Origin of the sequence: Nostoc sp. (genome assembly GCF_036916985.1) — a bacterium.
GTDB lineage: Bacteria > Cyanobacteriota > Cyanobacteriia > Cyanobacteriales > Nostocaceae > Nostoc.
This window is the reverse complement of the sequence record NZ_JBALFD010000060.1, coordinates 57,532-83,711: the sequence shown is the minus strand read 5'-3', so window position 1 is coordinate 83,711 and position 26,180 is coordinate 57,532. Positions and strand designations below refer to the sequence as shown.

The 26,180-nt window shown below is 41.8% G+C and carries 18 protein-coding genes; 11 read left to right on the top strand and 7 right to left on the bottom strand.

Going from position 1 to position 26,180, the window contains the following annotated elements; genetic code table 11:
- Window positions 1-260 precede the first annotated feature (260 nt).
- From V7L07_RS20015 to gap, 3 genes are all read right to left on the bottom strand, one after another.
- A complete protein-coding gene (locus V7L07_RS20015; RefSeq protein WP_335060692.1) occupies window positions 261-1,265 on the bottom strand; it encodes a transaldolase in 1,005 nt (334 codons plus the stop codon).
- Between the two features lie 233 nt (window positions 1,266-1,498).
- Window positions 1,499-2,929: a pyruvate kinase gene (gene pyk / locus V7L07_RS20010; RefSeq protein WP_335060691.1), complete on the bottom strand. Its 1,431-nt coding sequence runs from the start codon at window positions 2,927-2,929 to the stop codon at window positions 1,499-1,501.
- Window positions 2,930-3,262: 333 nt separating this feature from the next.
- Window positions 3,263-4,306, bottom strand: coding sequence for a type I glyceraldehyde-3-phosphate dehydrogenase (gap, locus tag V7L07_RS20005; RefSeq protein WP_334779848.1), 1,044 nt, complete (start codon window positions 4,304-4,306; stop codon window positions 3,263-3,265).
- 485 nt (window positions 4,307-4,791) lie between these two features.
- Here gap and V7L07_RS20000 point away from each other — a divergent pair, with 485 nt between their 5' ends.
- Window positions 4,792-4,956 carry a hypothetical protein gene (locus V7L07_RS20000; protein WP_335060690.1) on the top strand — a complete coding sequence of 55 codons (165 nt, stop codon included), beginning with the start codon at window positions 4,792-4,794 and terminating at the stop codon, window positions 4,954-4,956.
- Here V7L07_RS20000 and V7L07_RS19995 read toward each other — a convergent pair.
- Entirely contained in the window at window positions 4,944-6,782 is a 1,839-nt protein-coding gene (locus tag V7L07_RS19995) for a vWA domain-containing protein (RefSeq protein WP_335060689.1), read from the bottom strand. The genes V7L07_RS20000 and V7L07_RS19995 overlap by 13 nt on opposite strands.
- Before the next feature lie 293 nt (window positions 6,783-7,075).
- Between V7L07_RS19995 and V7L07_RS19990 the strand changes: the two genes are divergently transcribed.
- A complete protein-coding gene (locus tag V7L07_RS19990) occupies window positions 7,076-7,435 on the top strand; it encodes a Rieske (2Fe-2S) protein (protein WP_179068165.1) in 360 nt (119 codons plus the stop codon).
- A gap of 121 nt (window positions 7,436-7,556) precedes the next feature.
- Here the strand turns inward: V7L07_RS19990 and V7L07_RS19985 are convergent, their stop codons facing one another.
- The gene (locus V7L07_RS19985; protein WP_335060688.1) at window positions 7,557-8,060 is read right to left on the bottom strand and encodes an Hsp20/alpha crystallin family protein; all 504 of its coding nucleotides are present in this window, start codon (window positions 8,058-8,060) and stop codon (window positions 7,557-7,559) included.
- 888 nt (window positions 8,061-8,948) lie between these two features.
- On the opposite strand from V7L07_RS19985, the gene V7L07_RS19980 reads away from it, so the two are divergent.
- From V7L07_RS19980 to V7L07_RS19960, 5 genes are all read left to right on the top strand, one after another.
- The gene (locus tag V7L07_RS19980) at window positions 8,949-14,711 is read left to right on the top strand and encodes a PAS domain S-box protein (RefSeq protein ID WP_335060687.1); all 5,763 of its coding nucleotides are present in this window, start codon (window positions 8,949-8,951) and stop codon (window positions 14,709-14,711) included.
- Window positions 14,712-14,987: 276 nt separating this feature from the next.
- On the top strand, window positions 14,988-15,473 hold the full coding sequence (locus V7L07_RS19975) for a glutathione peroxidase (RefSeq protein ID WP_335060686.1): 486 nt from the start codon (window positions 14,988-14,990) through the stop codon (window positions 15,471-15,473).
- Between the two features lie 146 nt (window positions 15,474-15,619).
- A complete protein-coding gene (locus V7L07_RS19970) occupies window positions 15,620-16,444 on the top strand; it encodes an SDR family oxidoreductase (RefSeq protein WP_334766599.1) in 825 nt (274 codons plus the stop codon).
- A gap of 22 nt (window positions 16,445-16,466) precedes the next feature.
- A complete protein-coding gene (locus V7L07_RS19965) occupies window positions 16,467-17,396 on the top strand; it encodes an alpha/beta fold hydrolase (protein ID WP_335060685.1) in 930 nt (309 codons plus the stop codon).
- 77 nt (window positions 17,397-17,473) lie between these two features.
- Window positions 17,474-18,208: a glutathione peroxidase gene (locus tag V7L07_RS19960; protein ID WP_335060684.1), complete on the top strand. Its 735-nt coding sequence runs from the start codon at window positions 17,474-17,476 to the stop codon at window positions 18,206-18,208.
- 246 nt (window positions 18,209-18,454) lie between these two features.
- Here V7L07_RS19960 and V7L07_RS19955 read toward each other — a convergent pair whose 3' ends face one another.
- Window positions 18,455-18,670: a hypothetical protein gene (locus tag V7L07_RS19955; RefSeq protein ID WP_335060683.1), complete on the bottom strand. Its 216-nt coding sequence runs from the start codon at window positions 18,668-18,670 to the stop codon at window positions 18,455-18,457.
- Window positions 18,671-18,982: 312 nt separating this feature from the next.
- Between V7L07_RS19955 and V7L07_RS19950 the strand changes: the two genes are divergently transcribed.
- Together V7L07_RS19950 and V7L07_RS19945 are read left to right on the top strand one after the other, a co-directional pair.
- On the top strand, window positions 18,983-20,227 hold the full coding sequence (locus V7L07_RS19950; RefSeq protein WP_335060682.1) for a hypothetical protein: 1,245 nt from the start codon (window positions 18,983-18,985) through the stop codon (window positions 20,225-20,227).
- 36 nt (window positions 20,228-20,263) lie between these two features.
- Entirely contained in the window at window positions 20,264-21,034 is a 771-nt protein-coding gene (locus tag V7L07_RS19945) for a phosphatase PAP2 family protein (RefSeq protein WP_335060694.1), read from the top strand.
- 7 nt (window positions 21,035-21,041) lie between these two features.
- Here the strand turns inward: V7L07_RS19945 and V7L07_RS19940 are convergent, their stop codons facing one another.
- Window positions 21,042-22,061: a 2-hydroxyacid dehydrogenase gene (locus V7L07_RS19940; protein WP_335060681.1), complete on the bottom strand. Its 1,020-nt coding sequence runs from the start codon at window positions 22,059-22,061 to the stop codon at window positions 21,042-21,044.
- Between the two features lie 243 nt (window positions 22,062-22,304).
- On the opposite strand from V7L07_RS19940, the gene V7L07_RS19935 reads away from it, so the two are divergent.
- Together V7L07_RS19935 and V7L07_RS19930 are read left to right on the top strand one after the other, a co-directional pair.
- Complete coding sequence (locus V7L07_RS19935) at window positions 22,305-24,737, top strand: BsuBI/PstI family type II restriction endonuclease (RefSeq protein ID WP_335060680.1); 2,433 nt, start codon at window positions 22,305-22,307, stop codon at window positions 24,735-24,737.
- 346 nt (window positions 24,738-25,083) lie between these two features.
- Window positions 25,084-26,139: a glutathione S-transferase family protein gene (locus V7L07_RS19930; protein WP_335060679.1), complete on the top strand. Its 1,056-nt coding sequence runs from the start codon at window positions 25,084-25,086 to the stop codon at window positions 26,137-26,139.
- Window positions 26,140-26,180: the final 41 nt, after the last annotated feature.

Genomic DNA, 26,180 nt, shown 5'->3' with positions numbered 1-26,180 from the left:
GAGAGGGGAGCAAAAAGCTTAATTTTTCGTTGCTCCTCCCTTTCCGTTTCGGAGAGGGAGGTTGGGAGGGAGAGGTTCATCGAACTCACGTTAACAAAATTCAAAATTCAAAAAATTTCAGACGGGGATTTAAACCCCGACTGAAATGGGTGCTAAATGTAGATTGCAGGTTCTTAAACCCTTTAATTTACGATAACGATGCGTTACGGCTTTAGCCGTAACGCACGCTATTACTTGGATGTTGTTTTAATTGGAAGTCCCTAATGACTTGCGACTACCTCTCCTTCAAGGCGAACTAGTCGGTCTGCCAAAAGTTTCTCAAGGTCTTCTAGTGCCTTAGTGAAACCTTTGATGCCCTCATCTAGTTTGTCGGTTGCCATGCGGTCAGCGGCGTGCAATTTGTCATAAGTAGCTTTATCAATGGATATCTTTTCAATTTCCAAGTTTGCTACCTTAGCAGGGTCAAGCTTACGTGGTAATTCTCCAATAGTTGACTGCAATTCAGACAAAAGTGATGGAGAAATGGTCAGCAAATCACTACCTGCAAGTTCAGTAATTTCACCAATATTACGGAAGCTAGCTCCCATAACTTCGGTTTTATAGCCGAATTTCTTGTAGTAGTTGTAGATTTTGGTGACTGACAAAACTCCTGGATCTTCGGTTGCTGGGTAGCTATCGCGTCCGGTATCTTTTTTGTACCAGTCAAGAATCCGGCCAACGAAAGGAGAAATTAAAGTAACACCAGCTTCGGCACAGGCGATCGCTTGGTGAAGACCAAACAACAAGGTAAGATTACAGTGAATACCTTCTTTCTCCAGAATTTCCGCAGCGCGAATGCCTTCCCAGGTGGTGGCAATTTTAATTAAAACGCGATCGCGGCCAATTCCAGCAGCTTTATACTGGGCAATTAATTCCCGTGCCTTAGTCAAAGTAGCTTCGGTATCGTAAGACAAGCGAGCATCCACTTCTGTAGACACGCGACCGGGAATAATTTGTAAAATCTTTAATCCAAAGGCAACTGCCAAACGGTCAAAAGCTAGAGAAACGATCTGTGCTTGGGTGGCTCCGGCTCCAGCATCTTTCTTGGCCTGAAGTAAAGTTTGATCGACAATTCCCTGGTATTCCGGCATCTGCGCCGCAGCAGTAATCAGAGAAGGATTGGTGGTGGCGTCTTGGGGTTTGAATTTTTCAATTGCCTGGATATCCCCCGTATCTGCGACCACAACAGTCACTTCTCGCAATTGTTCTAGTAAATTCTTAGACATAAAATACTCCGTGATGTTTGTTTAGGATTTACTTAATTCCCCAGGTCTTTAGTGAGTGCTGAGTGCTGAGTTAGGAGTTAGAAGTGCTGAGTTAGGAGTTAGGAGTTAGGAGTTATTATTCTCCTTTCCAGTGCCCAGTGCCCAATCCCTAGTCCCCAGTCCCTTCAATTCTGTTTTGGAATCATTGCCCAAGTTTGCTTACTATTGAGAGCCACAGCCTTATTCTAAGTGCCTTATGCCGAAATTGGCTGTCCAATGGAATGCACTTTGATTAAACTAGTTGTTCCTGATTTACCAATTGGAACGCCAGAGGTAATTACCACTTTATCGCCCTTATTTGCTAAACCCATATCTACAACTGTGTTCACCACATTGGTAAACATCTCTTCGGCATTGTGAACTGGTGGAATCAGTAAAGGTTCTACACCCCAAGAAAGGGCTAGTTGGCGATAAGCAGTGATGTCAGGGGTTAAGGCAATAATTGGAGAAGTTGGGCGGTATTTAGACACCATTCTTGCTGTACTCCCTGAAGAAGTGTTACAGAGAATTGCCCGTGAGCCTGTTTCATAAGCGATGCGACATACCGATTCTGCCACAGATTCGGTGACGCTGAGACTGCCTGCCTCATGACACCAGGCATGTCTGCTACCTTCATCTAGCGCCTGTTCTGTCCGCACCGCAATATTGTGCATCATCTGGACAGCGGCAACGGGATATTGCCCGACAGCTGTTTCACCAGAAAGCATTACTGCATCTGTACCATCAAGGATGGAGTTGGCAACATCCGTTGCCTCGGCGCGGGTGGGGTCGGGGGAACTAATCATTGACTCTAGCATTTGCGTGGCTGTAATCACCGGTTTACCAGCATGATTACAACGGCGAGTTATATCTTTTTGAATCAGAGGGACTTCATGAATAGGCATTTCTACGCCTAAATCGCCACGGGCAATCATGATGCCGTCGGCAACTTTCAAAATGGAGTCAAACTCCTCTACTGCCTCTACTCTTTCGATTTTGGCAATTAAACGGATCGAAGCACCAGCAGCTTCAATCATTCGTCTAGCGGGTTCTAAGTCTTGTGGCGATCGCACAAAGGACACCGCTACCCAGTCTACACCCAACTGAATGCCAAAGCGGAGATCCAGCAAGTCTTTCTCAGTGATGGAACTGACAGGTAAAGGAGTTTGGGGAAGGTTCACTCCCTTGTGGGTGGAAATTAAACCGCCAATTTTTACTTGTGCCCGAATGCGATCAGCATCACGAGCAGTAACAACTAACTTGACGCGACCATCATTAATTAAAATTGGTTCGCCTGGTCGCATCATTGCGAACAAAGTCGGCAATGGTAGAGGTATTTCGTCAATACTCTCACCCTTTTCTTGCAAAACAAAAGTGACTTCAGTACCAGATTCCAGATTTAACCCTTCCGGTGGTAAAGTTCCCAAGCGAATTTTGGGGCCACACAAGTCTTGCATAATTGCGATCGGCTTTTGTCTCTCAGTGCTAATCTGTCTGAGATAGTGAGCCGTTTGGGCGTGGAATTCGTAAGCCCCGTGCGAAAAATTTAGCCGCGCCACATTCATTCCAGCTTCTACTAAGGCTTGCAGCTTTTCAGGTGCAGAGGTAGCCGGCCCAACAGTACAAATGATTTTGGTTCGACGCATAGGGATTGGGGGTTGAGGAGTAACCTGCAAATTTGGATGCCTTGAGCGTAGGCGTAGCCCGTCGTAGACATCGCCCAAAACATCCAAATTTACACGTGCTTCATATCACTGGGTTGCTAAAAAAAGATACTAGATTACGTTTTTTTTCAGGGTATTTACCATCTGACCCAAATCCCAAATTGGGTATTGGGAACTGGGGACTGGGGAAGAAACTTCATAAAGAATGCCCTATGCCCCATGCCCCTCAAGAGTGCTGAGTGCTGAGTGGGGAATCTCATTTCTTTACTCGGAACTCGGAACTGTTTTGCCCTATGCCCAATTCCCAATGACTAATCAAACCACAGCCGCGATCGGGGCGAGTTTTTCCTTCTGTGACATAGACAACATCAGATCAATCACGCGATTTGAGTAACCCCACTCGTTGTCATACCAGGCAATTACCTTGAAGAAGTTAGAATTCAACTCAATCCCAGCGCCGGCGTCAAAAATACTGGAATGGGTATCGCCTTGAAAATCTGTGGAAACTACTTCTTCATCCGTGTAACCCAAAATACCTGCTAGTGAACCTGCGGCAGCCTCCTTCATCGCAGCACAGATTTCCTTGTAACTGGTGGCTTTGGCGGTTTTAAAAGTTAAATCAACTACAGAGACATCAGGAGTCGGAACTCGTAATGCCATACCAGTTAACCTGCCCTTCAATTCTGGTAAAACCAGTGCTACGGCTTTAGCTGCACCTGTGGAAGAAGGAATAATATTTTGAGATGCACCTCGACCACCCCGCCAGTCTTTTTTGCTGGGGCCGTCTACAGTTGGCTGAGTGGCAGTCATAGCATGAACTGTGGTCATCAACCCTTCAGTCAACCCAAAGTTGTCATTAATCACCTTCGCAATGGGAGCTAGACAGTTTGTAGTGCAGCTAGCATTGGAAACAATGATATCCTTGCCAGGGTCAAACAGGTGATGATTTACACCCATCAACAGAGTAGCAACTCTATCTGGATCTTTGGTGGGAGCGGAAATTATCACTCGCTTCGCACCTGCCTTCAGGTGGTTTGCGGCTCCTTCGTAGTCGGTGAAGAGTCCGGTAGATTCCACTACATAATCTGCACCTAATTTGCCCCAAGGTAACTCGGCGGGATTCCTAACTGACACACAAGGAATGAAATGTCCGTCAATCAGGATACCGTCTTCCTTGGCTTCAACCTTGTGCTTTAATTTACCGTGGGTTGAGTCGTACTTTAATAGATAAGCGAGGTTATCTGGTGGTACTAGGTCATTAATGCCTACAAACTCAATGTTGGGATTATCAAGACCAGCCCGAAGCACAAGTCGCCCGATTCGACCGAAGCCATTGATACCGACTTTTAATTTAGTCAAGATTAAACCTCCCGTTGTGGAAAGTTGAACAAAAGGAGAAGGTTAAAAGTCAAAATAGATTGCCTTTTACTCTTTACTCTTTGATCCTGACAGTCTCAGTCAGTTAAGCCATGTTTACTTGGCATATTTTAAGGATTGGGGATTGGGGATTGGGGACTGGGGATTGGGGATTGGGGTCTGGGGATTGGGGACTGGGAAAGAAATTCTCTTAAAGCTAGGACTTACCACGGACTAGGATTTTACTTCATTACGAGCGATCGCGTCTTGAAGAGAAGCAAAGTAATTGCAAAGGCTTAGTTTTTCGTCACGAGTGCGTAAGTCTTAAAAGATGCTATAGCAATCCAAATAATTCGTAATAAAAGACCTCTCCCTGGTTTTACTACGCAAAACCGTCCCTCTCCGACTCGGAGAGGGAGAGACTTGAACTTTAGTTCAAGGCTAGGGAGAGGTTTATCGAACTCGAAGTATTAAGATTTGGTTAGGGTATGAACTCATATACTTATTTTCCTAGTCCCCAGTCCCCAATCCCCAGTCCCCAATCCCCAGCGCCCAATCCCCAATCCCCAATCCCCAATCCCCAATCCCCAATCCCCAATCCCCAATCCCCAATCCCCAATCCCCAATCCCCAGTCCCCAATCAAGTTGGTTGAACAAATCGCTTAATTTCACCACAGGCAATATAAGACTTGCCATCAGGTGCGGTTTTGACTTCATCAACGACGTAAAGCATTCCTTCTTCCCGAACCGATCGCGGAAAACGCATGTTCCAATCCGGTTCATATCCGTCGGAAACTACCCTCGCACGTAACTTACTGCCATCTTTAACACACTGAACTAAAATGCTGTCCCCAACACTATCAGTTGTGGGAAGATCGGCGGCACTAGCGGGGCCTTTGGAAGCTTTACCTGTGTTAGTGAAATTCGATTGTCTAGGGGCAACGAAAATATCTGTTTCGCCGGGTTGAGCAAAACGGGTGATATCACCACGTACACGGTAGAAAGTGGCATCGCTTGAAGGTTCCAGCCCTTCAACAACATAGCGTGCCCCCTCGGCACGAATGGCCCGGGGAAACTGGACGTTCTTGGTGGAATCGTAGCCTTCAGATACGACTTTCACCCGCAGTTTACCCCCTTCACGAACACAGTGCAATTCAACACCTGAACCAACTTCATTGACAATCGGCATTGCATACACTTCATCGCCAGCAGTGACACCGCGACCTACCAAATCGCTGCGATTGCGCGTCATCGTTTGGTAAGTCTGATCGCGCATCTCTTTGCGTCCGGCATTGCCTAGAGCTTTTTGGGCGATTCGACCTGCGAAATACTCAAGCTGATCGATCTCTTCAGCTATCTCAAAATTCTCGTTTAACCCTTTATCTCGCAAATCTTTCACAAGGTCACGGAGGATTTCTTCCGCTTCCTGATGCTTGCCATGTTCAGCGAGACTAAGGGCAGTCTCTTTGGCTTTAGCAATGGTGAGGCGACTCAGTTCAAGAATGATCTGGCTGGTAGAGGCAAAAGCAGCTTCCTCAACAGTGCCAATTTTGGCGATGACATCTGCTGTACCTGAGATATTTTGAATAACATCATCTTGGACAACATCGGCGCTGTAATACAACTTCATCACAGGTAAATCACCAACTTGAGCGCTGGCAATCGCTAAACTTAAACCGAGAAGTTTGTCTTCACCTTCGTACAGTTCTCCCAAGGTGAGGACAGCTTGACTGGCATCATTTTGGCTAACTTTAGCAAGACTTAAGGTGTCAACCAGGCTGACACCATCAGCCAATTCCAGTGTCACCTTGAGGTTCTGTCCCACTACTGCTCTAAGACTGTCTAACTCAATACTAAACACTTCAGTTGCTTCATCGATGCTCTGAATGAAGTAGAAGTTGCCCGTAGCAGCCCTTGCCATCCCAATCAACAGGTCTTCATTGAAACCCTGAGCAAAACCTAAGGTAGTTGTGATAATACCTTCCTCAGCTTTTTGCCCCGATGTCGCCGTCAGTATTTTGGGGTCTTGAATGCCCATATTCGCGTGACCATCGGTCAGCAACAGAACCCGATTGATTTTTTGCGGATCGAGTTGCGCTTTTACGTGTTCACAGCCTTTGAGCCATCCGCCCGATAAATTGGTAATACCGCCTGCTCTAACTTTGTGGATAGAATTTTTGAGTGCGGCCTTGTTAGTCACAGCCTGGGGTGGCACAACGCTGTCCACTTCATCGTCGTAAACAACTACTGAGAGAATGTCATAAGGCTCAAGTTGATCTACTACAGACTCAGCAGCTTTTAGGGCGTGATGTAAGGGCGCGCCTGCCATAGAGCCGGAACGGTCAATTACAAGAGAAAGGTTAAGGTTACGTCGGGGAGATTCAGCTATGTCAACACGAAAACGTAGCAGAATATTAGTCTTTAATGAAGATCCTGCGGGGAGGATAGACTGGTCAAATTCGTAACTTGTCTTAATCATTTTTTATATCCCTTCAAGTTGTCTTTGAGAACCCACAAGCCTTATGATGCGGGGACAGTCAGTGCTTTATTTAGTTTACCCAGAAATAAGTTTATTCAGTACAAAAAAACAATTTGATGTAAGATTTTATAGTTTTTGCGTTTAACCATCAATCGCTCTTTCGGGAAAAGTTGGCGATCTGTTGACTTTATTTTTGAATTGTTAACCTTCTCCACTCTCTGGTACTGAAAGGCGATCGCATTGGTAACAATTGCGGGAAACTGAAAGCAGAGATGTTAGGAGAGGAGAACCTAATGAGTTGGACTAAAGTTCTGGCAGTCGAAGCACTTTCCCCAGGTGCGCGAGAAGTCGTGAAAGTTGGCAACCGGAAAATTCTGCTTTTGAATCACGAAAATCAGCTTTATGCTGTAGATAATACCTGTCCTCACTTAAAATTACCCCTGAAAAGTGGGAAAATAACCGAAAGTGGGGCAATTGTTTGTTCTTTCCATCACAGTGCTTTTGACCTGCGGACTGGTGAGGTCAAAGATTGGTGTTCTTGGCCTCCTGGTGTAGGTAAGGTACTCTCGTTAGTTTCACAACCAAAGACATTACCAGTGTTTCCAATTCGTGTGGAAGAAGGTAGCATCTGGGTTGATGTACAAGAGGAATAGTACCTTCTCCCTGAATTTGCTGAAACAATTCTGAGTCAAAAAAACCCCAGCTAATAAATTTAGCTGGGGTTTCTATTAAAATTTACGCAGTTTGAACACTTTATTGCGATGTAATTTTAGGTTATGTATTATCTTTGCCGGCTTCTATAGAAGCTGTAGAACTTTGAGATTGACCTAAATTGACTTTGAATACCTTGCTTTGCTCTTGCTCCAGTTTGGGTAAAGTCAAAATTAAAATCCCATCTTTTAGGTCTGCTTTAACTTGTTGATTCTGAACTTTGGTTGGTAGAGGTATTACTCTAGTAAACTTACCATACCGGAATTCAGAATGAACTTTAGCGTTAGATTGGGACTGTTTTTCGTAACGATGCTCACCAACAATTGAAACTGCATCTTGAGTGACTTGAACATCCAGGTCTTTAGCTGCAACGCCTGGAATCTCAACTCTTAATAGCAACTCGGAACCATTGTCATGTAATTCAACAGCAGGAACCCATGCTGTTCTCGATGATGGAGAAATCTCAGAGTTGCCGCGCTCGGCTACTGTCAGATCAGAGAAGAGTTGATCCATTTGACGACGCAGAATCTCCATTTCACGGAATGGTTCCCAACGAATGAGTGCCATATTTCAATCTCTCCTTAACTTTCTAATTCAATTTTGGGTAATCAAACAAAGTTTTAGAGGTATCTAGAAGTTTTAGATATTTAAGTAATTCTCGAACCTCTAGTTTTTTTGAGAGGAGCTTTATTTCTTCTCTCTAGTAAGTAATTTAATAAAATCAAAATCTCAAAACAGTTGGGTAAACCGTACAAACATCGGTTGGATTTACCGTATCAAACAAAAAAGGATCAAAAGCTTGAGAATAGCTGATATCAAATTTAGGAGGCAGAAGGCAGCTATGTTGGAGGAACTCACGTTTAAAAACGTGAGATTGATCTTGGACGCAATGCAAGTCGTGGCACTTTCGGCGACGCTCCTACGCGCTATCGATACAATTCTTTTTTTTGCTAGGCAATGACCCAGAACTAAAGTTTTCATTCTTTCCTCCAGCAAGACAAGAACTGCCCTCTGCCTTCTCTTGTAAGTATGCAATAATAAATTAAACTGCGTTACGTAATGTAAATTTAATTACATTCGCTTGTGGTCAGAATATCTATCCCAATACTAAGGGCTAAAGCCGCCAATCATTGTATTTAAAAATACACTACACGTAGCTTGCTGTAAATGGAAAAGAACAAGCAGTAAATGCCAAACCATCAAATCAACAAGGTGTATGGGCAATGTCCGCGTTGTTGTATCTTTGTCTTTCGATCTTCTTGCGTCACAGAGATTTGGCAGTATTAACAAGTTATCCTGCTTAATCTGAAATTTTTCTATACACTCGATGCTGAAGTATGGTGGTAAGGAACGATGATTTTATTTACAATCTGGTGATAGAGTTTTGCTTTCTGATTTCATGTTCAGTTTGATTCAACAAATTACTCTTGATTGAAAATTAACTTAGGAACTGATATGGATGCTCAAAAAATCAAAATTTTATTAGTTGATGACAACTTAAAGAATTTACATTTTTTATCAGACATCCTTCAACACCAAGGTTATCAGGTGCAAAGTGTTATTTCTGGGCAATTGGCAATTAATACGGCGCTTACTTCTCCTCCTGACTTGCTTTTGCTAAATTTTCTCATGCAGGAGATGGATGGTTATGAAGTTTGTCAAAGGTTGAAAGCTAACGATAAAACTCAAGAGATGCCGATAATTTTTTTCGGTGATTTAGATGATTTTTTTGAAAAAACCGATGTTTTAGAGTTAGGCAATATTGACTATATTTCTCAACCGTTCCAAACTAAAGAAGTTTTATTACGCGTACAAAATCAACTCACTATCCAAAGGCTAAAAAAACAATTAAAAGAGCAAAATGCTCAACTGCAACAGGAGATTAAAGAGCGTCAACTGGTTGCAGTTAAGTTAAATATTCGTAACAGACAAATAGAAGATATTTTTAAAGAAATTCCCGTTAGCGTTAGTAAAGCCATTTGTAGAGAAGTTTACCAAAGCGAACGCCTTTTAGTCGAAGCTGCCCTGAAGAAGAGTGAAATTCAGTATCGCCACTTGGTAGAAACATCCCAGGATATGATCTGGTCGGTGGACATTAATGGACTAATTACCTTTGTCAACCCAGCAGTCAAACAGATTTATGGCTATGAACCCCAAGAAATGATCGGGCGTGTCTTGACTGATTTCATCTCGCCTACACAAGTTGCTGAAGATAAAGTAGCATTTGAGCGGGTTATTCAGGGAAAGTCGATCTTTCAACATGAAGCTACCTGTGTTGCTAAAGATGGTACTTTACTTTATCTAATGTTTAATGCGATCGCATTACGCAACGAAGAAGGTCAGGTTATAGGCATAACGGGCACTGCTAGTAATATTACGCAGCGTCGAGGAGTGGAAAAATTACTTCAAGAAAGTGCAATTAAGCTCCGCAACCATAATCTAGTCCTCACGCAATTGGCACAAAATCAGACACTTTATCAGGGTGATTTAAAAATAGCTTTAAGTAAAATTACAGAAGCAGCTATCAAGAATATTGGGATGGAACGAGCTAGTGTCTGGCTATATGACAAAACAGGCATGAAAATCCAATGTTTCGATCTATTTGAAGGTAGTCGCAATCAACATAGTCAAGGACTTTCCTTATCAGCAGCAGACTATCCAGCTTATTTTGCAGCTTTGCAGCAAGACCAACCAATCGCCGCAGATGATGCCTATACCGATCCCAGAACCAAGGAATTTTCGGCATCTTACTCAAGATTAAACATCACCTCTATACTCGATACACCCATTCGGCTAGAGGGAAAGACTGTAGGAGTTTTATGTTTAGAAGCAGTAAAAGTTACTCATCATTGGACGCTAGAAGACCAAAATTTTGCTCGCTCTTTGGGCAATTTAGTCTCCTTGGTGTTGGAGGCAAAAGAACGCCAACGGGCAGAAGCAGCGCGACGAGCTTCTGAAGAAAAGCTAGCATCAGCTTTTCGGTCATCTCCCGATCCAATTGCCTTAATTAAGATTCCCAACAAACGCTATATTGAAGTTAACGACAGCTTTTGTCGGTTTTTTGGTTATTCTCGTTCTCAGGTGATCAATCGCACCGATGAAGAATTAAATTTTTGGGTGAATCCAGAAGAATATAATTTTCTCACCCACGTCTTGCAACAAACAAAAGCCATCCGCAACTTTGAGATTGATGTCTGCACTACAACAGGAGAAATCAGGACAACACTGTTGAGTGCGGAAATGATTAAGATTGATGGGCACTGTTACGTACTGGGCACAGCGAAAGATATTACTGAACGCAAGCAGGCAGAAAATGAAAGCCGTTTACTGCTGTTGACAACCCAAGCTATCACTCGCGCCAGTAATGTCAAAAGCGCCTTAGGAGTAGTTTTGCGCTTAATTTGTCAGACCATTGGCTGGGATTTTGGTGAAGCATGGATACCTAATGAAGATGGGACTGTTTTAAAACACAGTCTAGGTTGGTACAGTGAGGAGTGTAGTTTAGCAGAATTTTCCCGCCAAAGCCAAGCGATCAAATTTGCTCTGGGAGTGGGACTACCAGGAAGAGTTTGGCAAAACGAGGAACCAGAATGGATAGAAGATGTTTCTAAAGTTACAGAGCCAATTTTTTTGCGATCGCAACAAGCAGCCAAGGTAGGATTAAAAGCTGGTTTTGGTGTTCCCATAGTGGCCGGAAGCCAAGTATTAGCTGTTTTAGTATTTTTTAAACGTAGCTCAGTATTGGTCGATCGGCGTTTACTCTTGCTAGTTAGTGCTGTTGCGGCTCAGTTGGGTGGGTTGATTGAGCGCAAAACCCTAGAACAAGAATTAGCACTCAGAGAAGCTCGTCTCAATGCCTTTTTTAGCAGTGCCCCTGTCGGCATGAACATTTTAGATAAACAGCTGCGGTTTGTGCAAATCAACCAACTGCTGGCGGAGATTAATGGAGTACCCCAGAAAGATCATATTGGTCAAACTATCCATGAAATTTTACCTCACATCGCCCCTCAAGTGGAACCAATTTATCAACAGGTTTTGTTGACTGGTCAACCCATTATCAATCAAGAATTAAGCGGTGCATCAATTAAAGAACCAGATATTATCCGCCACTTTTTAGCTTCTTATTTTCCGATTCTTGGTGAAGACGATCGCCCCTCTGGTGTCGGCACAGTCTTAGTAGAAATTAGCTATCGCAAACATGTCGAACAAGAACTGCGTTTAGCCAACGAACGCCTACAATATCTGCTCACCTCTAGCCCTGTAGTCATTTATAGTAGCAAAACATCAGAAGATTTTGGCACTACCTTTATCAGTGAAAACGTTAAAGAAATGGTGGGCTACGAAGCGCGGGAATTTATCAATAACTCCAGTTTTTGGCTTCATCATGTCCATCCCCAAGATATTGAACTGATCTCGGAAAAATTTTCCCATCTTGTTGAGCAGGAGTATATTTCTTACGAATACCGTTGGTTACACGTTGACGGAACTTATCACTGGTTCTACGAAAAGATGAGGTTAATTCGTGACGAAGCTAACTTCCCCATCGAATGGGTTGGTTATTGGGCAGATATTAACGATCGCAAATTGGCAGAACTAGCTTTGCAATCAGGTCAGCAACGATATCAACTTCTAGCAGAAGCCTCACCAGCTTGTATATTTCACACTGATATTAATGGCAATGTCTTATATTTTAATCGACGCTGGAGTGAAATTACTGGATACAGTTTAGAAGAGTCTCTGGGAACAGGTTGGGTAAATGCTGTACATCCAGACGACCGCGATCAGCTGTTGTTGAAATGGAATCAAGCAACAGCTGCTAAGTCAACATATAAATGTGAACATCGCTTCTTACGTAATGATAGTACAGTCGTCTGGGTAATTTGTCAGGCTTTGCCAGAATTTGGAGATGATGGAGAAATGAAAGGCTATATTGGTACAATTACAGATATTACTGAGAGAAAATTAGCAGAAGAAGCCTTGTGTGAGAGTGCAGAAAGAGAAAGAGCGATCGCCCAAGTAATTCAAAGAATGCGCCAAACACTGGATCTAGAGACGATATTTGCAGCTACAACCGAAGAATTACGGCAAGTACTCGACTGCGATCGGGTTGTTGTCTATCGTTTCAATCCCCACTGGAATGGCGAATTTGTTTCCGAGTCGGTGGGTAATGGTTGGATTTCTCTCATAGAAGAACACAACAATCACCCCGATCTCACAGAGGGTGTTTTACAAGATGGCCGTTGCCTAGCAAAAATTTTGGATATTGCAGATAACCCAGTGGAAGATGCCGATCTGCAAGCAACCCCAGGTACAAGTTTCCGCTGTGTCCCAGACATTTACAACGCTGACTTTCATCCTACTTATATCAACCTTTTAGAGCGCTTTCAGGCCAAAGCCTACATTATTGTCCCCATTTTGTATGGTAGTCAGCTTTGGGGATTACTGGCGAGTTATCAAAATTCCGATTCCCGCCAATGGAAAGCAGAAGAAATCAACATCGTGGTTCAAATTGGCAATCAATTGGGTGTTGCTTTACAGCAGGCACAATTGCTGGCGCAAACTCAAAGACAGTCACAAGCATTGCAAGAAGCAGTAATCATTGCTGATGCTGCTAACCGCGCCAAAAGCGAATTCCTCGCCAACATGAGCCACGAACTGCGTACCCCACTTAACGCCATCCTTGGTTTTACCCAAGTCATGAGCCACGATCATGCTTTATCCACTGAACATCAGCAAAATCTAGCAATCATCAATCGTGCTGGCGAACATCTCCTCAACTTAATCAACGACATTTTGGAAATGTCTAAAATCGAAGCCGGCAGAATAACATTAAATCTCAATAGTTTTGACTTAATTCGCCTCTTGGAAAACCTCGAAGAAATGTTGCGCTTCCGTGCCACCTCCAAAGGATTAGAATTAGTCTTTGAATATACATCTCGTCTCCCTCAATACATCCAAGCTGATGAAAGTAAACTGCGTCAAGTCTTACTTAACCTCCTGGGAAATGCTATCAAATTTACCGATACTGGGAGGGTGACGTTGCGGGTAGGGATGGGGACTGGGGGCTGGGGGCTGGGGACTGGGGACTGGGGACTGGGGAAAGGAGAGCAGAGAAGAATAATTAATCCCCAATGCCCAATACCCAATGCTCAATCCCTAATCCCTAATCCCCAATCCCTAATCCCCAATGCTCAATCCCTAATCCCTAATCCCCAATCCCTAATCCCCAATGCTCAATCCCTAATCCCTAATCCCCAATCCCTAATCTTCGAGGTACAAGATACCGGTCGCGGTATTGCGCCACAAGAAATTGACCTACTGTTTGAAGCTTTTGGGCAAACTGAAACCGGAAGAAAATCGCAACAGGGAACAGGACTAGGTTTAGCAATTAGCCGCAAATATGTGGAACTAATGGGGGGAAATATTAGCGTCGCCAGCACTATTGACGAGGGAAGTAAATTTGCTTTTGATATTCAAATTAATCTAGCCACAGCTAGCGAAATCCAGGTCAAAAAAACTAGATGTCAAGTTATTAGTTTAGCTCCCGCTCAAAGCGAATACCGCATTTTAGTAGTTGATGACGCCACAGATAGCCGTTTAGTACTAGTGAAAATTCTCACATCAATTGGTTTTGCAGTCCAGGAAGCAGTAAATGGTGCTGAAGCGATCGCACTTTGGCAGAAATGGGAACCACACTTAATCTTAATGGATATGCGGATGCCAATTATGGACGGCTATGAAGCCACAAGAATTATTAAATCTAGAGAAGAAACCTCAATCCCAAATCGCAGAACTATTATTATTGCTTTAACTGCCAATGCCTTTGAAGAACAGCGAGAAGCAATAATTAAAGCAGGTTGTGATGATTATATTAATAAGCCTTTCCGCGAAGAACAATTACTAGAAAAATTAAGCGAATATTTAGGAGTTCAATATATTTATCAAGAAGAAAGCTATCAGCTAACAAATGCCAAGGAAGAAGGATCAAAATTAATGTTGACGCTCACCGATTTAGTGACTCTATTATCTGCAATGTCACCGGAATGGGTGAAAAATTTATACACTGCCGCAGCCCAATGTAGTGATGATTTGATTGTAGAATTAATTGAGCAAATCCCTTCTGAAAATGCTGTATTAAGAAATTTCATCAAGAATTTAGCTCATGATTTTCAGTTTGAGAAAATTATGGAATTGACGAGTATTGCCAGAGTATTATAGCGGTTATCATTCACTTGAGGTACACCCGTAGGGGCAATACCCTGCGAGAAGCCGCAACTCTTGGAGACGCACTCGCGTTCGTGTCTACATGAATTGCCCCTACACCTTGCGATATAATTTTGTACCGCATTTGAGTGGGAACCACTATATCCCAATACGGTTCAGTAGAATCGTAGGGTTAAGAAGGCTAAAAAACTTAATTTCCTTAAAGAAACTGGGTTGAGAGTACCTGTAATATGGGAGACTTGGCAATATTCCCTATAAATCAGATTCAAGATGAGTAACACAATTTCGGATATTGCAGTCAAGACCATTAACGGTGAGGATAAACAATTAAACGAGTACACAGGTAAGGTACTCTTAATTGTGAATGTGGCTTCCTACTGTGGTTATACTTCTCAATACGAGGGGTTAGAAAAGCTAAACCAGAAGTATAGAGAAGCAGGGTTACGTATTTTGGGGTTCCCTTGCAACGATTTTGGAGCGCAGGAACCAGGAAGCAATGAAGAAATTGTGCAATTCTGCACGAGCAAATATAGTGTTACATTTGAACTATTCGATAAAGTTCATGCCAAAGGTTCAGAGCAGCATCCACTTTATGAGCGACTTACCAAAGCCGTTGAACCAACGGGAACTGTTGCTTGGAACTTTGAAAAATTTTTAGTTAATAAGCAAGGTGAAGTAGTCGCTCGATTTAATAGTAGTGTGCAGCCAAATTCACCAGAAATAATTGCCATAATTGAGAAGGAATTAGCAAAATAGTCATTGGTCATTAGTCATGAGGTAAAATTTTCTGTCCTATTAACTATTGACTGTTAGCTCTGGGCTGTTAAATTTATTTGCGTCTAGTGCTTTAATTGAGAATATTGTCTCAATGAGTAGTTTAATTTATTTGTGTCTAATTTGTCATGAACGTTGCAATCATTGGTTGTGGTTATGTTGGTTATAAAGTTGCTCAATATTGGCAGCAAAATATGAATTTTGTTGTCAGCGTAACCACAACTTCTCCTGAGCGTCTACCTGCACTAAAATCAGTATCTCAAAGAGTTGTAGTTACCTGCGGTAATGACATAGATAGTCTAAAATCAGTTTTGCACAATCAAGATGTTGTACTTTTGAGTATTGGTGCAAAAAGTGGAGAAGTTTATGAAGAGACTTATCTACAAACTGCTCAAGCTTTAGTTTCATGTTTGCAGCAAATTAAGAGCGTGAAACAATTAATATACACAGGAAGCTATGCTGTCTATGGTGACAGAAATGGTGTATGGGTAGATGAAGAAACACCGCTTGCACCCGCTAATTTAAATGCACAAATTCTTAGAAAAACAGAGGAGATATTGTTATCAGCATCTAGCGAACATCTCCGTGTTTGTATCTTCCGTTTAGGAGGAATTTATGGAACCGGCAGGGAACTAGTAAAGATATTTAGCAGATACTCTGATACAACCCGTCCGGGCAGTGGCGAAGATATCACAAATTGGATTCATTTAGATGATATTGTTGGTGCGATAGAATTTGCCCGTCACCGTCGTTTACAAGGAATTTACAATTTAGTCGATGATGCACATCTTACTAGCCGAGACTTGTTAGATAGCTTATTTGAAAAACATAATTTACCCAAGGTTAAGTGGGATACTTCTGTCAAGAGTATCCGCCCATATAATGCTTGGGTATCCAATGAAAAGCTCAAAGAAGCTGGATACGAGTTGATTCATCCACAGATGATTTTTTAGTAAGTATTAACAACTAGGAATTATGCAACCATCTGCTGTAGCAAAACCAACCAATTTAACAGCATCTCCTAGCCAGTTTTATAGTTGGCAGAATTATCGTTGTGCCTACGAAGTTCATCAACCAATTAATACAACATCTGAGGGCATTCCCTTACTGCTAATTCATCCGATTGGCGTTGGATTATCGCGGCAATTTTGGCAGCGATTTTGTCGCGAGTGGTATAATCAAGGTCAACTAAATTCAATTTACAACCCTGATTTACTAGGATGTGGTGAAAGTGATATGCCTCATCTGGCCTACACTCCTAGTGATTGGGCAGAACAGTTGCAGTACTTTTTACAAGAAGTAGTGCAAAAACCTGTAATTATAGTAGTACAAGGTGCTTTATTGCCAGTTGCAATCCAATTAGTCCAAAAGGAATCAAATTTAATTGCCGGACTAGTACTTTCTGGGCCGCCAGCGTGGGCTTTGATGACAAATAAATCACCAAAATGGCAAGAAAAATTCCTTTGGAATGTCTTAGATTCGCCTTTTGGAAGTCCTTTTTATCGCTATGCACGCACCCCAAAATTTTTACGTTCTTTCTCGACTCGTCAACTCTTTGCTTCTGAAAATGCTGTGGATGCAGAGTGGTTAAATACATTGGTTGCAGGTGCAGAAAATCTTGCTAGTCGCCATGCAGTGTTTTCTTTTTTAGCAGGGTTTTGGCGAGATGATTATACTAGTTTTATTGCCTCTATTGGGCAACCAACATTAACAGTTGTGGGGGAAACGGCATCGAGTATTAGCCAAGACAATAAAAAAGAAACGCCAGATGAACGTTTGGCTCACTACCTTGCTTGTTTCTCTCAATCTCAAGGTATAAAAATAAATGGGCGTAATGTTTTACCTTATGAATCAACTACTGAATTTGTAGCTGCGATCGCTCCATTCATTAATGAAGTTTCTTAGCCGATTGATAGTTACATTGTACCAGTTCTCCCATGATAGGTTATGACTGGAATTGATTACTAAAGGCAAGCAAAATTATGTTACCTAATCGCCGAGGACAAAGAGTACCTAATGTCACGTTTCATACTCGCAAGGATAACCAGTGGGTGGATGTGACAACCGATCAATTGTTTGCTAATAAGACAGTGGTTGTCTTTTCTTTACCTGGTGCTTATACTCCAACTTGTTCATCAACTCATCTCCCTGGGTACAACGAATTGGCTCCGGTTTTCAAAGAAAATGGTGTCGATGATATTATCTGTATTTCTGTGAATGATGCCTTTGTGATGAACGAATGGGCCAAGGATCAAGAAGCAGAAAATGTCACACTCATTCCTGATGGTAATGGTGAATTTACTGAAGGCATGGGTCTGCTGGTAGATAAATCAGACTTGGGGTTTGGGAAGCGATCGTGGCGCTATTCTATGCTGGTGAGAGATGGCATAATTAATCAGATGTTTATTGAACCAGAGGAGCCAGGAGATCCCTTTAAGGTGTCCGATGCTGAAACAATCCTCAGATACATCAACCCTCAAGCAGTGAAACCCGAACTAGTTTCCCTGTTTGCGAAAGTTGGTTGTCCCTTCTGTGCGCGTGCTAAGACAATGCTCAAGGAACATGGCATTAACTATGAAGAAATTACCTTAGGCAAGGATATCACCACACGCTCGTTACGAGCGGTTACAGGTGCGACAACAGTTCCCCAAGTGTTTATCGATGGTAAATTAATTGGTGGTTCTGAGGCATTAGAAGCCTACTTCACTGCTAAATAGGTTTCATTAGGGGCGCACAGATGTCATTAGTGTCAACTTAACGGGAAACGGGCGGTTAGAAACCGCGTCTACACAAACAAAAGCTACCGATCCTGGGTTTCAAACCCTTTGTTTGTCCTTAGTCCGCGGAGGCGGACTTTGCCTGTGTAGCTGCGAATTCTATTCGCCAGGTCTTAAGTTGACACCTATACACAGATGTGCGCCCCTAGAACGTATTCAAAGAGCGCCCTTCTTGTGTTTTGAATTTTAGTAACGGCGATCGCGTTCCAAGTCATAAATCACTTTTTCCAAATACCATGTATCTGATTGACCCTGGTGCTTCTGGCGCTGCTGTTTAAGTAATCGTTCGGCTGTTGTCAAATCACCGTTAAGTAAAATAAGTAAACGTTTTTGCAGTTTTCTATTTTTCGCGTCACTGAAGTATGGCTTAGAAACGTTGCCCCGTGATTGAGATGACCACACTTTGATTAGGGCAAGTGATAAGCTAACGAGCAGAAGCACCACAATCAATCCCATACTGATTGAGATTAAGTATTTATCACTTATATTATGTAAAAATGTTGATTTTATAACATCAGTGATTTCTTGGATGTTTCCGTGATGAAACTGAAAATAGCTGTAAATCAAATTCTTGTGGGGTGGGCAACATGAACCCTCTGATTATGCAAAGCAATTAACAAATCTTCAGATGAATCGATGTATTTTTGTTTAGTTACTTACTACGGATCAGATAAAATTGATTCGGATTGAATTTCCATTTATTGAAAAGACAATATGTTTGCCAGAATTCGCCGAATTTTGAGTCAATTTTTTAGTAAATCAAGGACAATCAACAACGAACCACTGAATAAAGTGAGTTTGGTTGTGATTATTATAATTGATATTTTTATCTTGATTAATGTCTTTACAGGAATTGATGATATTAGCAGATGGCATATCAGTCCAACCGCAGCTTATCCATGTTATTCAGAGTGGCAAAATTATCAGACACAAACCACTAAAGATAAAGACTATGACATTGTTAGACTTTCATTGCCATATTATAACCCGAATAATCAACTCAGTTTTCAGCGAAACTATCAGCAAGCTGAAGTAGGACATTTAGGTAAGGTTTCTAAAACTTGCCTGCAATATGCAGACTACAAAGATAAACTTAACAATCCTGAAAAGCAGGAAATCATCAAAACTATTGATCGGGAAGAAGCAAAAATTAGTAGGCTTGAACAAACCAATAGCACTATTAAATCTCAATATGACTCAACGTTATTAGAAAAAATTGCAGGTCAGGGTCGCGAACAATCAATTAATCAAGTCAGTGCTGAAAAAGCTAAACAGACATTAGAGCAAAATAATCGCCAAATTTCTACTCTGAAACAAGAAATTTCTACTCTTAAAAATGAACTGCTTACCAAACCAGAAAGTATTAGTTTTCTAGCCTTTCTTAAAGATACTAATCAATTCCGGGAAGTTGAAAAAGGCTATCAGCAGGCATCATTTTGGTATCCAAGTATCCAGCTTGCTTTTCAGTCTCTTTTTCTTCTACCACTGATTCTAATTGCCTTATCAGTTCACAATTTTGGCCAAAGAAGAGGATATGGACTTGTCTCGTTAATTAGCTGGCATTTGCTAGTTATCTTTTTTATCCCACTAATTGTTAAAATATTTGAATTTCTCCAAATAGGTGCAATATTTAAATTTTTCTTTGAGATCATTAGCGCCCTTTTTGGTGGTCTACTTTTCCTAATCAATTACATTTATATCTTACTGATTCCAATTATTGGCTTTGGAATTATCCAATTTTTTCAAAAAATTGTCTTCAATGCCAAAGTCCAGGCAGCTAGCAGAGTTCAAAAATCCCGCTGTATCAATTGCGCCAAGAAAATTCGATATCTTGATACTTACTGTCCGCACTGTGGTTATTATCAGGACGTTGAATGCCAAAACTGTCATAATCTTACTTATAAGCATTTGTCGTACTGTAAACATTGTGGAACTGCTCAAAATTCCAGCAATTTTTAATTCGTGAAGTCGTTGATTAGTCTTTTGAACTTAGATATGGAAAAAGTGGAAACAGCTAACAAAGAGAGTCAGTCGCCGCTTGATTTTCTCAAAAACTTGTTAATTGCTCGTTGGCGATCGCTCTTACTGCTGCTGATAGGAGTCTATTTACCTTTGCAGGTATTTGAAATCCTGACAGTGAAGATATGGGAGAATCAAGCAGGCTTACCGTGGGATGTGCCTATTTTGTTAACAGTCCATTCTACAGCCAACCCACAGTTAGATATTTTAGCTGTCACCCTCGCTCTAGTTGGGTTGCCTTGGATGGCAATACCGATTTTAGGTGCGATCGCACTTATATTACTACTTCAAAAACGCTGGCGATCGCTAGCTTATTTACTCACCGCCTCATTGGGAAGTGTGATCATCAACCGCACAGCGAAGCAATTAATGCATCGAGTGCGTCCACAATTGTGGGAGTCTATTGCACCTGAGTCTAGTTTTGCATTTCCCAGTGGTCATGCCATGACAAGTATAACTCTGGTAGCAATTTTGCTATTTTTAACTTGGGCTACCTCCTGGCGCTGGTTGGTTCTCATCTTTGGTAGCTTATATATCATCGCTATTGCCTGGTGTCGTCTTTATCTGGGAGTTCATTTTCCTAGTGACATTCTCGCAGGTTGGATGGTTGCATTAGGTTGGACAATTGGCGTTAGTCTAATTATCAAACCCCATAGTACTAAAGCTCAATCTGTAGATGGCAAACGCCCTGACGATGAAACTACCTTACTCCCGGAAGAAAGAAAGTTGATCACTGATGACAAATGACAAATGACTAAATCGGCGCGCGGCTATCCCGGACACTCCCCTTGTTGGGATGGGATTCCCACTGATTTTCGTTGACACAATAAGCTAAACGATCGCCCCTCAATCCGGCAATTAAATTAGCGATCGCCATTGTTGCCATTTTTGAGCGCGTTTGACGGCTGGCACTGCCAATATGAGGCGCAATAATTAGATTATCTAAGGTCAACAATAGGCTATCGCTGGGAATCGGTTCAGGTTCGGTGACATCTACAGCCGCCGCCGCAATTTGACCACTGGCAAGGGCACGATAGAGAGAATTTGGGTCTACAATAGTTCCTCGCGCCGTGTTAATCAAAATAGCCGATCGCTTCATCAATTCAAATTGGCGATCGCTAATTAAATGATAAGTATCATCAGCAGATGGTGTGTGCAGTGTCACAAAATCTGACTCTTGCAGTAAGTGTTCTAACGTAGCAAACTCCACACCTAGAGATTGTTCTAATTCTGGGCTGCATCGTTGCCTACTCGTATACAAAATCTGCATTTCAAACCCTTTGGCACGACGAGCAACTGCTTGTCCAATGCGCCCAAAACCAACAATCCCCAAAGTTGCACCTGTAACATTTGGTCCCAATAACAAATCTGGTTCCCAAGTCTGCCACAAACCTGCACGAGTAAACCGATCTGCCTCCACTACTCGCCGTGCAGCTGCCATTAATAATGCCCAGGCAAAATCTGCGGTAGTATCGGTTAACACCCCAGGAGTATTACCGACGGGAATTTGTCGTGCCGTAGCGGCGGCAATGTCAATGTTATCGTAACCCACCGCCATTTGACTGATGACTTTGAGTTTCCCGGTTTCGATGAGTTGGCGATCGATTTGGTCAGTCAGCAGACATAGCAATCCATCTATTTCCTTGACCTTTTCTAGTAAAATTTCGTATGGAGGGGGTTGGCGTTCTGGCCAAACTTCCACAATGGCAAGCGATCGCAGTTCCTCTAATTCGATGGGTAGGCGACGAGTGACGAAGACTTTAGCCTGAAGCATAGTTTTAAAATAATTTTTGGATAAAGGGACGCTTCTTGCATCAGTTCTCCTTAAAATATCATGGCGTAAATTCAAAACCTGATAAAGTTGGTTTTTATTCTGTGAAAATGAGCCGTGATGTTCCAATCAAGCAGTAGAGAGTCTACAGACAATCATCACAAGCCGTTGCAATTCAAAAGCTTGTCGAAATGTTCTGCCAGAAACTTGCTCGGTGAAGTAGACTTTCTGAGGATTGCTGCAACCATGAAACAGGATCAAAAGCAAAAAGGAAAACTAGGCCAATTTTTGACACCTGCTCCAGTCGCAGAATTAATGGTTGGGATGTTTGGCAAATTCGATCGTCCTCAAATATCTTTACTTGATGCTGGAGCAGGAGTTGGCTCATTACTTGCAGCCTTTGTAGCTAAACTTTGTCACAGCCAAAAACGTCCAGCCAATTTAGATATTGTTGCCTATGAAATTGATCCTTTTGTGATTGGGTATTTGCATCAGACATTGAAATTATGTGATAGAGAATGTCAAATAGCTGGGATCTCTTTAAATTATGAGATCCGAGATAGGGATTTTATTGAGGATGCAGTCAGACTTCTTGACAATTCCAGATTTACCCACGCTATTCTCAATCCCCCATATTTAAAAATTAACGCTCATTCCAAAGTTCGTGATTTGTTACGTTCTATAGGATTAGAAACCAGCAATCTATATACAGGTTTTATCGCTGCTACGGTTCAGCTTCTTGAATCAAGAGGAGAGCTTGTAGCTATTTCGCCGCGTAGTTTCTGTAATGGGCCATATTTTAGAGACTTCCGCAGAATGTTTTTGGAAATGATGGCTTTAGATCAAATACATCTTTTTGATTCCAGACAGGAAGCTTTTAGTGATGATGAAGTTTTGCAGGAAACAATTATTCTTCATGCTGTTAAGCAAAAACAAAAATTTGACAATGTAATCATTAGTACAAGTTCAAATGCTGATGATGATTTTATGTTGTCCAATTCATTAGCTTATACAGAGATAGTTCTTCCTAATGACTCACAACAATTTATTCACATTATCCCCGATACACTAAGTCAACAGGTCATTGAAAAAATGGCTAATTTTACCTGCACATTAAAAGACCTAGAATTAACTGTATCAACTGGACGGGTTGTAGATTTTCGTGCTAAAGAATATCTTTGTTTAACACCAAAAGAAGACACTGTTCCCTTGATTTATCCCTTGAATTTTTCAGCAGGATATATTGATTATCCCAAGGTAACTAAAAAACACCAAGCTCTGGTATATGCAGAACAAACTATATCTCTTTTAGTACCCAACGAGCATTATGTTTTGACTAAACGATTTTCCTCCAAAGAGGAAAAAAAACGAGTTGTTGCCGTTGTATATGATGCTAACCAAATTAATTGTTCTTGGGTAGGTTTTGAAAATCACCTGAATTATTTTCACAAGGACGGAAGAGGACTTAATCTTACCCTAGCACGTGGTCTTGCTGCTTATCTTAACTCTAGCCTCGTTGACGCATTTTTTCGGTTGTTTAATGGACATACTCAGGTTAATGCAACCGATTTACGAAATTTAAAATATCCGACAATAGCACAACTAATGAACGTAGGGCTATATATTACTGAGCATTTTCCATCACAGAAAGAAATTGATCAACTTCTGCAAGAAGAGTTACTGAGTATGAGCAATCAGTCTGAAAACAACCCCTTAATAATTAAAACCCGTATTGATGAAGCACTCCAAATTCTAATTGAACTTGGACTTCCACGGGCACAACTTAATGAGCGTTCAGCCTTAACCCTTCTGGCTTTACTTAACTTAAAGTCAACAGATCCTTGGGAAAATGCTGCATCTCCCCTAATGGGAATTACACCAATGATGGAATTTATGGCACTGCACTATGGCAAAACATATAAACCTAATACACGGGAAACTGTTCGCCGCCAAACAGTCCATCAATTCTTAGATGCGGCTTTGATAATTGTAAATCTAGATGCACCTGAACGCCCCATTAATAGTCCGAAAACAGTATATCAGATTGAAGAAAGTGCGCTTGAACTCTTACGTACTTATGGAACTACTGAATGGAAAAAGAGTATTCATACTTACCTAGCTTCAGTTGAAACTTTGAAAAAACGATATGCTCAAGAGCGGGAACTATCACGTATTCCGATAGTGATTGAAGGAGAGGTAAAAACTCTATCGCCAGGTGGACAGAATATTCTAATCGAAAAGATTATTAAGGAGTTTGCAGAACGTTTTACACCTGGAGGAAAACTGATTTATGTTGGTGATACAGATGAAAAATTCGCGCATTTTAATGAAGTGGCATTGAGCAATTTAGGTGTTACTATCGATTCTCATGGGAAAATGCCTGATGTGATTATCCACTATCTAAAAAATGATTGGCTAGTTTTAATTGAAGCTGTAACTTCTCATGGGCCAATTAACCCTAAACGGAAGAAAGAACTTGAAGTTATCTTTGCCGATATAAAAATTCCCATTGTAATGGTAACAACTTTTTTAAGTCGGAAAGCAATGGTGGAGTATTTGGCTGAAATTGCTTGGGAAACCGATGTTTGGGTTGCGGAAGATTCTACCCATCTCATTCACTTCAATGGAGAATATTTATTACAGGCTTACAAAGTGGATAGAGATTCTGAAACAGAATAAAACAGGAGTCAGAATTCAGAATTCAGAATTCAGAAAACTCTACCCATAAAGGGATGGAGTTTTAAGGCGAGATATTTTAATTTGTTTCGCCCACTAGGGGCGAGGTTTTAACCAATATTCATTACCCACTCGTACAGAATTCATACTGAATTCTGACTCCTGAGTTCTGAATTCTTCTTATAAACTATTCTTAAAAATAAGCGATCGCTAGCTTATGAGTTGTCTTTAAAGCGATATCGATATCAACAATATTTTCATATAGATCCAATAGTTCATGCAAAGCGTAGTAGAGTTAAAGTAATAAATCTGAAGGTATGCCAATCGCTCCCAAAGCAAAATTGTCGCCATGACTAACTCAACTCCAATGGATGACGAGAAAAAGCTCCCCAAGAAGAAAGGTAAGTCGCTTCCTCCCAAGCTGATTATCTGGCTAGGAAAGTTTGTCTGGACGACTATGTGGCAGATAATGATGTCAAATCTTGCTCCTCGCAATCAGTCTGGAGCATATATTCGTCCTAATAGCCAGTTTCGCAAGTTCATCGGCACAGATGAAGGGAATCCACACCCACCAGCCGCCGGGCGCTACAAACTCTATGTTGGATTGGGCTGTCCTTGGGCACATCGAACTTTGGTTGTGCGATCGCTCAAAAAACTCGAAGCGGTAATATCAGTATGTATCGTCTCTCCTTCTCCCATTGAAGGCGGTTGGATATTTAACGATGAAGAAGAAGGTTGTCGCACACTGGCTGAATTTTATCAAAAGGCAGAACCCGGCTACAGTGGGCGCTCTACAGTTCCAGTATTATGGGATAACCAAACAAAAACCATCGTCAATAATGAGAGTTCAGAGATTATCGTCATGCTGAACTCTGAGTTTAACGAGTTCGCCAACAATCCGACGTTAAATCTTTACCCAGAAGAACTTAAAGAGAAAATTGACTGGTGGAATGAAAAGATTTACCACGCAGTAAATAACGGTGTGTATAGCTGCGGCTTTGCCCAGACTCAAGAAGCATACAATCAAGCCTGTAACGAACTGTTCACAACTCTCGATGAAATTGAACTTGCATTGCAGACTAATCGCTATCTCTGCGGTGAACATCTGACACTTGCAGATGTGCGTTTATTCACGACATTATTTCGGTTTGATAGTGCCTACTATGGGCTGTTTAAATGCAATCGGCAGCGAATTCGAGACTATCAAAATCTTGGAGCTTATCTGCGTGATTTGTATCAGCTTCCAGGTGTGGCTGACACTTGCGACGTAGAAACCGTGAAGCGGGATTACTACGGAAACCTATTCCCACTCAACCCCGGTGGAATTATCCCCAATGGCCCTGATATGTCTTATCTTAATCAACCACACGATCGCGATCGCATCGGCAAGGTGAATGCTTCATAAGGTACATTGAGAACTGATACCTCGATGGCTACATTGCGGAG

What these genes read in the sequence shown, in the direction of transcription:
- V7L07_RS20015 (WP_335060692.1), bottom strand. Translation starts at nt 1,265, where the DNA reads ATGTCTAAGAATTTACTAGAACAATTGCGAGAAGTGACTGTTGTGGTC.
- pyk (WP_335060691.1), bottom strand. Translation starts at nt 2,929, where the DNA reads ATGCGTCGAACCAAAATCATTTGTACTGTTGGGCCGGCTACCTCTGCA.
- V7L07_RS20000 (WP_335060690.1), top strand. Translation starts at nt 4,792, where the DNA reads ATGAACTCATATACTTATTTTCCTAGTCCCCAGTCCCCAATCCCCAGT.
- V7L07_RS19995 (WP_335060689.1), bottom strand. Translation starts at nt 6,782, where the DNA reads ATGATTAAGACAAGTTACGAATTTGACCAGTCTATCCTCCCCGCAGGA.
- V7L07_RS19990 (WP_179068165.1), top strand. Translation starts at nt 7,076, where the DNA reads ATGAGTTGGACTAAAGTTCTGGCAGTCGAAGCACTTTCCCCAGGTGCG.
- V7L07_RS19985 (WP_335060688.1), bottom strand. Translation starts at nt 8,060, where the DNA reads ATGGCACTCATTCGTTGGGAACCATTCCGTGAAATGGAGATTCTGCGT.
- V7L07_RS19980 (WP_335060687.1), top strand. Translation starts at nt 8,949, where the DNA reads ATGGATGCTCAAAAAATCAAAATTTTATTAGTTGATGACAACTTAAAG.
- V7L07_RS19975 (WP_335060686.1), top strand. Translation starts at nt 14,988, where the DNA reads ATGAGTAACACAATTTCGGATATTGCAGTCAAGACCATTAACGGTGAG.
- V7L07_RS19970 (WP_334766599.1), top strand. Translation starts at nt 15,620, where the DNA reads ATGAACGTTGCAATCATTGGTTGTGGTTATGTTGGTTATAAAGTTGCT.
- V7L07_RS19965 (WP_335060685.1), top strand. Translation starts at nt 16,467, where the DNA reads ATGCAACCATCTGCTGTAGCAAAACCAACCAATTTAACAGCATCTCCT.
- V7L07_RS19960 (WP_335060684.1), top strand. Translation starts at nt 17,474, where the DNA reads ATGTTACCTAATCGCCGAGGACAAAGAGTACCTAATGTCACGTTTCAT.
- V7L07_RS19950 (WP_335060682.1), top strand. Translation starts at nt 18,983, where the DNA reads ATGTTTGCCAGAATTCGCCGAATTTTGAGTCAATTTTTTAGTAAATCA.
- V7L07_RS19945 (WP_335060694.1), top strand. Translation starts at nt 20,264, where the DNA reads ATGGAAAAAGTGGAAACAGCTAACAAAGAGAGTCAGTCGCCGCTTGAT.
- V7L07_RS19940 (WP_335060681.1), bottom strand. Translation starts at nt 22,061, where the DNA reads ATGCTTCAGGCTAAAGTCTTCGTCACTCGTCGCCTACCCATCGAATTA.
- V7L07_RS19935 (WP_335060680.1), top strand. Translation starts at nt 22,305, where the DNA reads ATGAAACAGGATCAAAAGCAAAAAGGAAAACTAGGCCAATTTTTGACA.
- V7L07_RS19930 (WP_335060679.1), top strand. Translation starts at nt 25,084, where the DNA reads ATGACTAACTCAACTCCAATGGATGACGAGAAAAAGCTCCCCAAGAAG.